At 70.6% G+C, this 12,288-nt stretch carries 10 protein-coding genes; 4 read left to right on the top strand and 6 right to left on the bottom strand.

The genetic code is table 11. The features are described from left to right. The first annotated feature begins 287 nt into the window (after positions 1-287). The 3 genes from PV796_RS40050 to PV796_RS40040 all read left to right on the top strand — a co-directional run bounded on the left by PV796_RS40050 (position 288) and on the right by PV796_RS40040 (position 3,210). Positions 288-1,490 carry an IS110 family transposase gene (locus PV796_RS40050; RefSeq protein ID WP_274918800.1) on the top strand — a complete coding sequence of 401 codons (1,203 nt, stop codon included), beginning with the start codon at positions 288-290 and terminating at the stop codon, positions 1,488-1,490. Positions 1,491-1,797: 307 nt separating this feature from the next. Then, entirely contained in the window at positions 1,798-2,886 is a 1,089-nt protein-coding gene (locus tag PV796_RS40045; protein ID WP_274918799.1) for a GDSL-type esterase/lipase family protein, read from the top strand. An 81-nt stretch (positions 2,887-2,967) separates the two neighbouring features. Next, a complete protein-coding gene (locus PV796_RS40040; protein ID WP_274919398.1) occupies positions 2,968-3,210 on the top strand; it encodes a sensor histidine kinase in 243 nt (80 codons plus the stop codon). A 779-nt stretch (positions 3,211-3,989) separates the two neighbouring features. On the opposite strand, the gene PV796_RS40035 is transcribed toward PV796_RS40040, so the two are convergent. Continuing rightward, positions 3,990-5,375 carry an MFS transporter gene (locus PV796_RS40035; protein WP_274919397.1) on the bottom strand — a complete coding sequence of 462 codons (1,386 nt, stop codon included), beginning with the start codon at positions 5,373-5,375 and terminating at the stop codon, positions 3,990-3,992. Between the two features lie 222 nt (positions 5,376-5,597). Further along, entirely contained in the window at positions 5,598-6,800 is a 1,203-nt protein-coding gene (locus tag PV796_RS40030; protein WP_274918798.1) for a sensor histidine kinase, read from the bottom strand. Between the two features lie 231 nt (positions 6,801-7,031). Here PV796_RS40030 and PV796_RS40025 point away from each other — a divergent pair, with 231 nt between their 5' ends. After that, positions 7,032-7,679 carry a response regulator transcription factor gene (locus PV796_RS40025; protein ID WP_274918797.1) on the top strand — a complete coding sequence of 216 codons (648 nt, stop codon included), beginning with the start codon at positions 7,032-7,034 and terminating at the stop codon, positions 7,677-7,679. A gap of 131 nt (positions 7,680-7,810) precedes the next feature. On the opposite strand, the gene PV796_RS40020 is transcribed toward PV796_RS40025, so the two are convergent. From PV796_RS40020 to PV796_RS40005, 4 genes are all read right to left on the bottom strand, one after another. Continuing rightward, the gene (locus PV796_RS40020) at positions 7,811-8,338 is read right to left on the bottom strand and encodes a universal stress protein (RefSeq protein ID WP_274918796.1); all 528 of its coding nucleotides are present in this window, start codon (positions 8,336-8,338) and stop codon (positions 7,811-7,813) included. 140 nt (positions 8,339-8,478) lie between these two features. Next, positions 8,479-10,581: a SpoIIE family protein phosphatase gene (locus tag PV796_RS40015; RefSeq protein ID WP_274918795.1), complete on the bottom strand. Its 2,103-nt coding sequence runs from the start codon at positions 10,579-10,581 to the stop codon at positions 8,479-8,481. After that, on the bottom strand, positions 10,574-10,864 hold the full coding sequence (locus PV796_RS40010; protein ID WP_274918794.1) for a hypothetical protein: 291 nt from the start codon (positions 10,862-10,864) through the stop codon (positions 10,574-10,576). Before PV796_RS40010 ends, PV796_RS40015 begins: the two co-directional genes overlap by 8 nt. An 885-nt stretch (positions 10,865-11,749) precedes the next feature. Then, positions 11,750-12,265: a 2,4'-dihydroxyacetophenone dioxygenase family protein gene (locus PV796_RS40005; protein ID WP_274918793.1), complete on the bottom strand. Its 516-nt coding sequence runs from the start codon at positions 12,263-12,265 to the stop codon at positions 11,750-11,752. Between the last annotated feature and the right edge of the window lie 23 nt (positions 12,266-12,288).

Below are 12,288 nucleotides of genomic sequence, written 5' to 3'. Positions count from 1 at the left end.
CCCCCGCGCCCATGCGCTGGGCTCCCCCGTTATCTTCTACGCGGTCCTGCAAGAGGGCCGCTGGCCTCCGGGCCCGGCATGGCTGTTCCCCCCTGTCGAAGGCATGACCTGGGGGGTGGTGCCACCGGGCCCGAGAGGCGCCGTTGGAGACGCTGATGAGAGGTCCGACTACCGCCCCGCCGAGCGCAACGCCCGGCACTTCGCGGGCGGCAGGTCTGCATAACGTGGATGCGCGCACGACGCCAACGCCCCGGCCAGCACCGCACACCCCCGTTCGGGAGGACGGCGTGAACGAGTACGACGAGATAGGCGTCTTCCTGGGCCTGGACGTCGGCAAGAGCCACCACCACGGCAACGGGCTCACCCCGGCGGGCAAGAAGGTCTTCGACAAGCAACTGCCCAACACCGAACCGAAGTTGCGGGCCGTCTTCGACAAGCTCCGCGAGAAGTTCGGCACCGTCCTGGTGATCGTGGACCAACCCGCCTCGATCGGCGCTCTGCCCCTGACCGTCGCCCGGGACTCGGGCTGCAAGGTCGCTTACCTGCCCGGCCTGTCGATGCGCAGGATCGCCGATCTCTACCCGGGCGAAGCGAAGACCGACGCCCGCGACGCGGCCGTGATCGCGGACGCCGCCCGCACCATGCCGCACACCCTGCGCTCGCTGGAACTCACCGACGAGATCACCGCCGAGCTGACCGTGCTCGTCGGCTTCGACCAGGACCTCGCCGCCGAGGCCACCCGCACCAGCAACCGCATCCGCGGTCTGCTCACCCAGTTCCACCCATCCCTGGAACGCGTCCTTGGCCCTCGCCTGGACCACCAGGCCCTCACCTGGCTGCTGGAGCGCTACGGCTCCCCGGCCGCCCTGCGAAAAGCCGGGCGCCGCAGGCTCGTCGAGGTGATCCGGCCCAAGGCCCCGCGCATGGCCCAGCGGCTGATCGACGAGGTCTTCGACGCACTCGACGAGCAAACCGTCACCGTCCCGGGCACCGGCACCCTCGACATCGTCATCCCGTCGTTGGCCCGCTCGCTCGGCGCCGTTCACGAGCAACGCCGGGCCACAGAAGCCCAGATCAGTACCCTGCTGGAACAGCACCCTCTTTCGAAGGTCCTGACCTCGATGCCGGGGGTCGCGGTCAGGACCGCCGCCACCTTGCTGGTCACCGTCGGCGACGGCACCAGCTTCCCCACCTCCGCCCACCTGGCTTCTTACGCCGGCCTCGCGCCGACCACGAAGTCGTCCGGGACCTCGATCCACGGCGAACACGCGCCCAGAGGCGGCAACCGCGTCCTGAAACGCGCCATGTTCCTGTCCGCGTTCGCCGCCCTGCACGACCCCGCCTCTCGCACCTACTACGACAAATGCCGGGCCAGAGGAAAGACCCACACCCAGGCCCTCCTCAGGCTCGCCCGGCAACGGATCAACGTGCCCTTCGCGATGCTCCGCGACGGCACCTTCTACGAACCCCGAACACCCCGCCTCGCTTGACGAAGAACGTAGAGGCACCCCCCGTGCGCCAAGCAGTTGCCTCGCACCCGCTGTCCCCTTTTACGGGGCACGGAGTCCGTCGTCCTGAAATGAGGAAGTGATCATGTGGGAGAACCCCGTGCCCCTCGACGACTACGTCTATCCGCCTGGGCCAGCGCAACCCCGGCGCAGGCGCCGGTGGCTGCGGACAGCCTTAGGTGCCGTGACGCTTTCTCTTCTCCTGGCTCTGACCACGCAGTGGACAACCCCAGCCGCGGCTGCGAGCGCCGACTCCCTTGACAGTCAGCGGCCAGCGGCAGCGGTGTCTATGGGCGACAGCTTCATCTCCGGTGAGGCCGGCCGCTGGTACGGCAACGCCGCCCCCTGGTCGGCCGGGCACCGCTACGGCACCGACCGGGCCGCCAACAACTGCTGGGAATGGGCTAGCTGGTGCAGCCACGACCCCTCCGCCGTCTACGGCGACTCGCACCGTACCGGCTGCCACCGCTCAGACACCGCGGAGATCATGAGCGCGGACCTCGGCCCTGGAATCCAGCGCATCAACCTCGCCTGCTCCGGCGCCACCACCAACAACGTCCTCCGTGCGGCACAAGGCGGGCTCCCCTTCAAAGGAGAAGAGCCCCAGGCCGACCAACTCGCCCGCGCAGCACGCACACACGACATCAAACTCATCGTGCTGTCCATAGGCGGCAACGACCTCGGCTTCACCGACATCATCACCGACTGCGTCAAGGGCTTCATGGTGCCCACCGGCAACTGGCACTGCACACCCGGGCAGAACGGTCGGTTGGAAACAGCGCTGGAAGAAACCCAGGCGAAGGTCGCAAGGACCCTCGGCGACATCCGCGCCGTGATGGGTCAGGCAGGATACTCAGCGAACTCCTACCGCCTGGTCCTGCAGTCGTATCCCTCCCCCGTCCCCCGGGGCGGGGACAACCGGTACCCCGAGACCTACGCACGCTTCAGCACCGGCGGCTGCCCACTCTTCGACGACGACGCCACCTGGGCCCGCGACAGTGTGGTGCCCCGCATCTCAACCATGCTCAAGAAGGCGGCCCGGGAGGAGGGCACCCCGTTCCTCGACCTGCAAGACGCCTTCGACGGCAAGGAAGTGTGCAGCATGGGTACAACCCAAGCCACCGGCAAGAACACCCCCACCGACAGGCTGCCTGGCCATCAGGCCGAGTGGGTACGGTTCCTGGTCACCGTCGGCAGCCAGGGCAGCGCACAGGAATCCATCCACCCCAACGCCTACGGCCAACAGGCACTGGGGCACTGCCTGACCCTGCTCTGCCACCAACAACCGCACGATACCGTCGCCTGCCGCAACACCCCTGACGGCGGCCCCCAGGACATGAAACTCCAGCCGCCCCTCGAAGTAGGCGTTGAGAAGTGACTTGTGCCGTCAAGTGCGCTTCGAAGCCGCCGGATTTAGGGCGTTTGCTCCAAACGCACACCTTCGAGTCCGCCGAGCCGCATCGCCCCCGGCGAACAGCGCGCCCTCTTCCACCGCTTCTATCGAGGCCCCCGGACGCAGGCGACGCCCGGCTCGGGGCTCGGTTTGGCCATTGTGTACGACATCATCACGGCCGACGCCGGCACCGTCTTCGCCACCACGGCGGACGGCGGCGGTGCCGAGGTCCGTTTCAACCTCCCGCCCTACGACCGGGACAGCCCGAGCGGCCCGACGGCACGGAGACGCCCCTGGAAGACGTCGTGACCGGAAGCGCCGATCCGCGGTACCGCCCTCCTCGACGCCGCCAACTCCAGCGGCCCCTGACGGCAAGTCCGCCGGAGACCGCTGCGTACGGAACGGAACGGGCGCCGGCTTGTACAAGCAGGCTCAGGGTCGTCCCCGCTCACGGCCAGTTGGGGGCGCGGCACCGCTCACAGGCAGAGGTCAGGGAGTTGTGGGCAGTACGCGCGGCAGCACAGGACCGCCCAGCCCGCAGGTGCGGGACCTCACCTGCCCCGTCCCTGCGCTCAGTTGTCGCCCTGGGAGACGCGGAGAGGGAGTGTCCCGCGGAGCGGGCCCACGATCTGGGCGTGGTGCGCTGCCGGGGTTGCGTCAGCGGGTGGTTCGATTTCCCAGGCAGCGGCTCGGGCGGCGGCTGCCGCACGATTGGGGAGGCCGAGCTTGGCGAGGATGTGCTCGATGTGGGTCACCCCGGAAAGACCCAGCCCCTCGTTGGGAGTTGGTGATGGCCGCCGGCTACGGCGCGGTGGGCGGCGGCGCGCTGCTGCTGGCCGAACACGCCGCCGATACGCACCGCCGCCGTCGGGCATCGCCACTCAAGTCGTCGCGCTCGCCGCGGGCGTGGCCGACGACTGCCGGCGCTCGGCTGAGCTGGTGCGACGCGCCGGCAACGCCCTGCCCCACGGAAGCGGCGGGCATCTGGCCGACGAGTCCGGCCCACGGCCCCTTGCGGCCGGCGGGCGACCGACGTCCACTCCCGTTACTGAACGGACCGGCCCGATCCCGCGCACCCGCCATGCCGCTCAGACCGCCGCGGCTCGCACCGTGGCCTTCGCCGGTACGCACAGCGCGGCAAGGGCGGCGGAAGCGCAGTAGGCCAGGGCACCGATGCCCATGCTGACGCGCAGTCCCGCCGCGTAGTCGGTCGCCGTGGCGAGGAACGTTCCGCCGAGGGCGACCCCGGCGGCGCTACCGATCTGGCGCGCCGTGTTGAACAGGGCGGACGCGGTGCCCGCGTAGCCGGTGGGGGCGGACGTCATCACCGATGAGGTGGAGCCGGTCAGCGCGAAGGACGTGCCGAACCCGGCAGCCATCATCGGGGCCACCAACATCGGATAGGCCGGATCGGGCCCTGCTGCCGCCCAACCGGCCAGACCCGCGGCCGCCACCAGCATGCCGCAGACCACCAAAGGGCGATGGCCGGTGTGCCGGGCCAGCCGGCCGGACAGGGCGGAGGCGAACATCGTCATCGACACGGCCGGCAGCAGGGCCACCCCCGTGACGAGGGCGCTGTAGCCCCGCTGCCGCTGAAAGTCGAGACTGGCGGTGAACACCATGCCGTAGAAGGCGAAGTTGAACAGCAGCCCGATGGCCGCTCCCCCACCCAGGGCGCGCGACCGCAGCAGGCCAGGCGGGAGTACGGGAGCACGCGCCAGGTGCTCGCGCACGATGAAGGCGCCTGCGCACCCGACCACAAGTCCCGCCATGACCAGGACCGTTGGGTCGGACCAGCCGCGCCGGCCGGCCTCGTTGAGGGCCGCGGTCAACAGCGCGACCATCGCCGCGACCGCACATTGGGCGGGCCAGTCCACGCTCCGGGTCGCATGCCGGGGCGAAGCCGCGACGCACCGCAGGGTCAACGCCAGGCATCCGACACCCACCGGCACGTTGATGAGGAACACCCAACACCAACCAACCGTCGTGACCAACAGCCCGCCGAGCAGGGGCCCCGCGGAGGCGGCGATCCCGGCCATGGATCCCCACAGCCCGAACGCCCGCGAGCGCGCGTCCGGTTCGGGATATGCCTGTTGGAGCAGGGCCAGCGAGCCAGGCACGATCAGTGCCGCGCCACTCCCCTCAACCAACCGGGCGACGACCAGGGAGGCCGGGTCCCGGGCGAGTGCACACCCGACCGAGGCCAGGGTGAACACCGTTACGCCCCAGCAGAAGACCCGCCGGCTGCCCAGCCGGTCGCCCAGCGCGCCGCCGGTCATCAGCAGACCGGCGAAGACCAGGGTGTACCCGTCGGTGATCCACTGGATGCCGGTGAGGGAGGTGCCCAGATCGCGGCCCACCACAGGCACGGCCACATTGATGATCGTCACGTCCAGGATCACCATGAAGTACCCGGCGCACACCGCGAGCAACGGTCCGCGGGACCGCCATCGGCCCCCGGAGGGTCTTGGCATCGTATTGCCGTCGACGGGTTCGGTGTCTGCCATGGTCCCCTTCCTCGGGGTGGCGGGGTCTTGGCGGTGCTCGCCGCACGAGCGAGTGTGTGCCAGGCTGCGCGCCGCGGACAGTGACCCGCAATCGTCGGCGTGGCGGCGGCCTTGGCCGAGGTCCTACCGGTGGCTCGTCCCCTCTGATGGTGCGCTCCACCGATCGGGCCGGTGCGGGGCCGTGGTTGCTCAGTGGTGGTCGCTGTACGGGCGGGAGGGAAGTCGCACCTCGACCGTGGTGGAGCCCTGGGGCGAGCTGTCCAACGAGAAGGTTCCGCCCGCGCTCTCCACACGGACGTAGTGACTGGCCAGGCCGATGTGTCCGGCTTTCAGGCGCTCCTGGACGACGTTGGTGTCGAACCCCTTGCCGTCGTCGCGCACCCGCAGCACGACCTCGTCGGTGTCGCGTACGAGGGTCAGCCAGACGTTGTCGGCTTCGGCGTGCTTGACGACGTTGGTGAGGAGTTCCCTGGCGACGGAGAACAGCAGCGCCTCGGCGGGGTCCCGGTCCGGCATGTGCAGGTCGTAGTGGACGACGAAGCCGCCGCGCCGGGACAGTCGCTCCCCCAGGGACTCCAGCGCGGCGGCCAGTCCGGCGGCCGCCAGGACCTGTGGGTGGAGCACGTAGATCACTTCACGGATCTCGCGGACCGAGCCGCGGATCTCCCGCGAGGCCCGGTCCAGTTCGTCGGAGGGGGCCTTGGACTCCGCCTCCTCCAGATCGTGGAGGGAGGCGAAGAGGTTCTGCACCGCGCCGTCGTGCAAGGCGTCGGCGAGCCGGGCCCGTTCGCGTTCCTCGGCGTCGAGGGCGTCGCGCAGCAGTGTCTCGCGGTTGTCCAGCAACTGGGCCACGCGGTCGCTGCGTCGTCGCAACAGTGCCGCGACGAGCACACACACCCCGACGCTCCAGAGCAGGTACGCCTCGTCCACCAGCACCGGCCAGTAGTCCGCGTGGAGCCCGAGGAACAGGTTCGGCAGGGTCATCGCCAGGTATCCGCTCACGCAGGCCGCGCTGAGCCAGCCGGTGAGCCCGGGGCGCTGCCACATCACGCTCGCCATCGGCAGCACGAAGTAGGCGTAGCGGACCGCTGATTCCGAGCCTCCGGACAGTCCTCCCAGCACCGTCACGGCCACCACGTCGATGGCGGCCGCGGTCACCGCGCCGCGCGCCCCGGCGAGACGCTGACGGTGGACGAGGGCGAGGCGCACCAGTGCCCAGGCGGCGTACAGGCCGAAGCAGACGAAGAACCACGGGGTGATCAGGCGCTGCTCGGCGGCGAGTCCGGCGAAGAGGATCGGCAGCAGTGCCGGCAGTCGCAGGCGCGCGACGTAGCGGCCGGTCAGGTCGGACATCGCCGTGAACTGCTGCTCACGCCACCGTGTGGTCATCATGCACCGTCCGAACGCGTCCACCGCCCGGAGGCCGGTCGAGGGAGGGCTGCTTGACCGGCTGACCGTACGACGGATCCGGCCCGTTCGCATCCGGCCCGGTCAGCAGCGGGATTCCCGCTCGGGGCGCTGGTCTCCGGGTCCGGTCCGAGAGGTGTGCGCCGCCGCCCCACATTATTCTGATGACCGTTCCCGGCGTTTTCCCGGTGTGGCGAGACGGAAGGTGACAGACGGATGGCCAGTGCGAGCCGGCGGGTCACGGTTATCGTCGCCGACGACCATCCGGTGTTCCGCGAGGGCGTCACCAGGGGCCTCCAGATCAGCGGCAAGATCGAGGTGCTGGCCGAGGCGGAGGACGGCGAACAGGCGCTCGCCGCCATCCGTGAGCTGAAGCCGGACGTGGCCCTGCTCGACTACCGCATCCCCAAGCTGGACGGCATTGCCGTCGTGCACGCCGTCGTGCGGGACCAACTTCCCACCCGCACGCTGCTGTTGTCGACGACGACCGACAGTGCCGTCGTCTTCCGGGCCGTGCAGGAGGGGGCCTTCGGCTATCTCGCCAAGGACGCCAAGCGCAGCGAGATCGTGCATGCGGTGTTGAAGGTGGCCAACGGCAAGCGGGTCGTTCCGGAAGAGCTCGCCGGCGGTCTGGTGGACCAGATCCGGCTCCGTGCCGACCGCGATCCGGCGGTGCTCTCCGAGCGCGAACGCCAGGTACTGCGCGGGTTCGCCGACGGCAAGAGCATTCCGCAGCTCGCCGAGGAACTGTTCCTGGGCGCCAGCACCGTCAAGACGCACACCCAGCGGCTCTACGAGAAGCTCGGCGTCTCCGATCGCGCGGCGGCGGTGGCCGAAGCCATGCGGCGCGGCCTGCTGGAGTAGGGTCCGACTTCACGGCAAATCGCCATCCCTATAAGGCTGTTGGGCCGGTGGTGGTCCGCGACGTCGATCTCGGCATGGGTGGTCATGGCCCACCGGGATCTGCATGGCTTCCGTGCGCCGGGGGCGGTCCCTCAGCGATCGGCGGGCATCGCCCGGTCCGCCGCGGTGCGTTGCGCGGGATCGGCCGTCGGGCGCCCCCGGTCGGGGTGGACGACGAGGACGGGGCACTGGGCCCGCTTGAGTGCGAGCCGGCTGACCGAGCCGAACAGCAGGTGGTGGAGGTGGCCGTGGCTTCCCGCGCCCAAGACGAGGAGGTCGGTCGGCCTGCGGGCGGAGCGGGTCAACACGTCCTCCGGCCGCCCGCGCAGCACCCTCGACGAGACCGTCAGATCGGTGCTGTCGTCGCCCAGGGCCTCGGCGCAGGCGGCATCCAGGCGGGTTCGGGCCAGGCGTATCCACTCCCGCCGCAGGTCCTCGGGCTCGGGGACGGGGCACTGCGCCGTGAGGGCTTCGCCGCCCGGCGGGGTCCAGGCGATGACGGGGCACAGCTCGGCCCCGTGGCACCGGGCCTCGTGTGCGGCTTGTCGGAGTGCCGCCAGGCTCCCCTCCGAACCGTCGACACCCACGATGACCCGCTCGACGTCCTCGGTGCTGGGCATGGTCTTTCCCCTTTCTCGAAGGTTTTCCGTTCCTGTTTCTCGAAGGCTTCGCGTGTCCTGGAAGGTCTCTCGCCAGGCTAGGAAAGGCGGATGTCCCCTCGGCGTCCCCTGGAGGGAGGTCGTGCCGGTGGACCGGCCCCTCAGCCGATCGGTTCCGTGGGGCGGTCGGCCCCGTCCTCGTCGCCGCCGCGGCGGACGACGAGGAGCGCGGCGTCGTCGAGGTGGCCGGTGCGTGCGCTCGCGCTCAGCAGCGCGTCCGCCAGGTCTTCGGGCGACGAGTCGCGGTGGTGCGCCACGATCCCGCGCACCCGGTCCATTCCCTCGTCCAGGTCCAACTCCGGCCCCTCGACCAGGCCGTCGCTGAGCAGTACCAGGGTGCGCACCGCGGTCAGCGGACGACTCACGGTGACGTATGCGGTGCCCGGCTGCACGCCCAACGGCGGGCCGGGTGGCGGGGCCAGGAGTTCGGTGGTGCCGTCGGCGCGTCCGACGACCCCGGGGACATGGCCGGCGGTGGCCGCTTCCAGGCGGCCGCGGCGTGCGTCGAGGACCAGGAAGGAGCAGGTCGCGAAGTGTCCGCCGCCGAGGGAGGAGAGCAGGTCGTTCGCCTTGGCCAGCACCGCGCCCGGTCCGGACTCCGTCTGGGAGTAGGCACGTACCGCGGTGCGGATCTGTCCCATGACGGCGGCCGCCCGCACGTCGTGGCCTTCGACGTCCCCGACGCACAGGGCGTAGCGCCCGTCGGCGAGGGGGAACGCGTCGTACCAGTCACCGCCGATCCGGACTCCGTCGCAGGCCGGCACGTACCGTCCGGCCATCCGCAGTCCGGCCAGTTGGGAGAGCCGGGACGGCATCAGCAGGTGCTGTACCGCCTGGGCGAGTTCGACCCGGTCCTGGACCAGGGCGGTCCGGGCCAGGGCCTGGCCGGTCAGCCCCGCGACGGTCGACAGCAGTGCACGTTCGCCCGGTGGGAAGTCGTGCCAGCGCGCGAAGCCCAGCGCGAGCACGCCCGACGGCCGCCCCGCGCAACTCAGCGGGAGCATGGCCCAGGAGCGTGCCTGTGTGCGGGAGAGCAGGTCGTGCGGATCGCCGTCGGTGAGGGCGCGGTGTTCCTGCGGGCTGCCGATGTAGCAGGCGCGGTTGTCCTGGATGACGCGCGCGGCGGGCACCTGGGCGTCCAGGGGCATCCCGTCGAGGATCCGCGCCATGGACGTGCCGGCCCCGGACGAGGCCAGCGACCTGAAGTGCCCGTGTTCGGCCACCAACACCAGTGCACCGATGGCGCCCATCGCCGGTGGGAAGCTCTCGGTGATCGCCGCGCCGACCGCGTCGGCGGTGGAGGCGGAGACGAGGGCCGCGGCGATCTCCTCGATCCGGTCCGCCCGGTCGGCCTCCCTCCGCGCCGTTTCCTCCAGGGCTCCGCGGCGGTGCACCTCGTCGGTGACGTCCCGGGTGACGCCGACCAACCAGCGGTGCGGCGGGGTGCTCAGCGGGTGGACCCGGGCGTCGACGCGCATCCAGCGGCGCCGGCCCTCGTCGTCGAGCATGGCGAACGTGGTCTCCACCTGGTCGCCCTCGCTCTCCAGGCCGGCGAACGCCTCGTGGACGGCCTCGCGGTGTTCGGGGGCGATGGCTTCCCGGATCCGCGGGACCAGTCGGTGTGCCGCCGGTCGCATTCCGTACAGCTCCTCGGAATCGTCGAACCAGCGTTCCTCGCCGCTGTCCAGGTCCACGCTCCACGCGGCGAGGGACGCGGTGTGCAGTGCGAGGCTCAACTGCTGCTGGCGTTCGGCGAGTTCGTCGGTCACGTCGAACGCCGTGGCGACGCAGTGCCCGAGTGCCGGGGTGCGCCGGATCTTGATGACCACGGAGCGGTCCTGGCCGCCGGCTCCGGGGAGCGCGAAGAGACGTTCGACCGGTTGCCCTTCGTCGTGGACGAGGGCGCGGTCCAACAGGCCGCGGCCGGTGCGGCGCAGCTCGGCCGGCAGCCGCGCGGTCCAGGGGTGGACTCCGGCGGCCGGCGACGGGCACAGCACGGTTTCCCAGCGGGGGTTGGTGATCAGTTCGTAGCCGCAGGTGTCGAGCAGCGCGATGCCGCCGGGCGCGTGGGCGAAGGCGATCCGAGCGAGTGTGGGCGCGGGCTCGGGCCCCGCACCGGTTTCCGACCCGGGCAAGGGGCCGGGGCCGGAGCCGGCGCAGTGGTGGGCTGTCGCCTCGGGCATCCCGAGGTAAGGCTCAGGCATGACGCCCCCCTCCCCCGGCGACCGGGGACATCACCGTGCCGTGGCACGCCGTCGCCGGTCCCCGGATGAGTGCCTCGACTCCCAGGCCGCCGCATTCCTCATCCTCCGGGCGCTCGCCGTGCGGCAGCGGCGACCGCACCTCGTCCGGGTCCAGCGGGTGCAGAAGCACGGGACGGAGCCTGGCGCGGTGGCGCACGGCCTCCTGCCCGGCTCGGCGCAACACCCTCCGGTCGGTATCCGTCCCGGCGGCCTCCACCACCACGTGCCGCACTGCCTGGTCCATCGCTGGCTTCCTCCCTCGTGGGCCACGCCTCGGCGCGGCAGATCGGATCGGGCCCCGCCCCGGTCCGGGGTGGAGAGGGCCTTGGTTGCGACGGTAGGAAGCGATGGCGGCGGATCCCATCGGTCAGTCGGTCGGTCCCGGGCGGTGTGTCATCCCCCGTTAGGGGGACGTCCGCGCGCCCGGCGTCCCGAACATCGGCGTACGACGGCCCGGACGGCTGCGTCGCAGGCCCCGGATGGCACCCGCGGATGGCTCGGCCCACCATGGTCAGCCTGGCCGAGCCGCCCGAACCCGCCGACCACACTCCGTATCCCCATACTCACCCGACGTCCGGCTCCGGGGTCGGAGGGCGGCAGGGAGGAGGCGCACCATGGCACCGGTCCACCTCCCGATCGAGCGGTACGCCATGATCGGCGACTTCCAGACCGCCGCTCTGGCGGGCCGGAACCGGCATCGCCCCGGCGAGCGCGGCCGAGGGCTCCCGCACGCGGCGGGCGTACGCGGTGGGCTTCCTGCTCCTGGAGACCTTCTGGGAGACGGACGACGGCACCGTCGAAGTGGTGGGCCGTGGTGCGTTCGCTCATCCCTCTCAAGGCGTTGATCCCTCGCCGGTGAACGGCGGTTGCCCTCATCCGCACCCTCAGCCACCCGCCGGACTTTCGAACCGGCCACGTGCCACTCCGCCCCTCAGCCGCCGTCTACTCTCTCCCCGTCGGAGAAACGGGCGCGTGCCGACTCCCCCATCGGGTGGGTTCGACGGCGTGGAACCCTGACAAGTCAGGTCAACGACCGAAGAGTTGGCATCGAGCCCCTCGCGCCTGATCGGCCACATGCCAAAGCCGCGGTCGGGATGTTCACCCTGGCCGTGGTGGCTGGGTCACAAGTTCACAGGTAGAGCGCCCGGTTGATCTCGATGCCCTGCTCCTGACAGCCTCGCTCGTAGTGATCGATGAACCAAAAGGCGTCCATCACCTCCGTCACCCGGTCCCGCTCGTCGAGGAACTCCACCGGCCCGTTCAACCAGAAGATGGTCTTCATGCCCTCGTCGGAGACCAGGGTGTGGGTGCGGCCCGGACTCTCCCGGATGAAGTCGCCAGGCCGGCCGACCCAGTCGTACTCCAGGTAGCGCCAACTACCGTCGAGCACATACCCGGAGACCGGACCGCGGTGGCGGTGGCGCCCCAACACCCCACCAGCTTGTACCCACAAGACGTTCGCGGCCGAGTTGCTCCGGATATCGAACGTCAAATGCTTGATCATCACGTTGGGGACGAAGGGCAGCCATGGTGAGGCCGCCTCTGCGATATGGCCTTCCGGCAGCGCGTATTGGTCCCGGCGTTGGTCGATCCGCGCTTCGATCGCAGCCAGACTGTCCGCACCCGAATTCGAGTTGGTCGTCATCGCTGACATCCTTCCTGCATCCT

The sequence above is a fragment of the Streptomyces sp. WZ-12 genome, from assembly GCF_028898845.1.
Lineage (GTDB): Bacteria > Actinomycetota > Actinomycetes > Streptomycetales > Streptomycetaceae > Streptomyces.
Note: the sequence above shows the minus strand (reverse complement) of the source record. Positions and strands in the feature narration are given on the sequence as shown.

Excerpts from the sequence above, each read along its gene's own strand:
- PV796_RS40045 (WP_274918799.1), top strand. The coding sequence starts at position 1,798 with ATGGGCGACAGCTTCATCTCCGGTGAGGCCGGCCGCTGGTACGGCAAC.
- PV796_RS40035 (WP_274919397.1), bottom strand. The coding sequence starts at position 5,375 with ATGCCAAGACCCTCCGGGGGCCGATGGCGGTCCCGCGGACCGTTGCTC.
- PV796_RS40030 (WP_274918798.1), bottom strand. The coding sequence starts at position 6,800 with ATGATGACCACACGGTGGCGTGAGCAGCAGTTCACGGCGATGTCCGAC.
- PV796_RS40025 (WP_274918797.1), top strand. The coding sequence starts at position 7,032 with ATGGCCAGTGCGAGCCGGCGGGTCACGGTTATCGTCGCCGACGACCAT.
- PV796_RS40020 (WP_274918796.1), bottom strand. The coding sequence starts at position 8,338 with ATGCCCAGCACCGAGGACGTCGAGCGGGTCATCGTGGGTGTCGACGGT.
- PV796_RS40015 (WP_274918795.1), bottom strand. The coding sequence starts at position 10,581 with ATGCCTGAGCCTTACCTCGGGATGCCCGAGGCGACAGCCCACCACTGC.
- PV796_RS40010 (WP_274918794.1), bottom strand. The coding sequence starts at position 10,864 with ATGGACCAGGCAGTGCGGCACGTGGTGGTGGAGGCCGCCGGGACGGAT.
- PV796_RS40005 (WP_274918793.1), bottom strand. The coding sequence starts at position 12,265 with ATGACGACCAACTCGAATTCGGGTGCGGACAGTCTGGCTGCGATCGAA.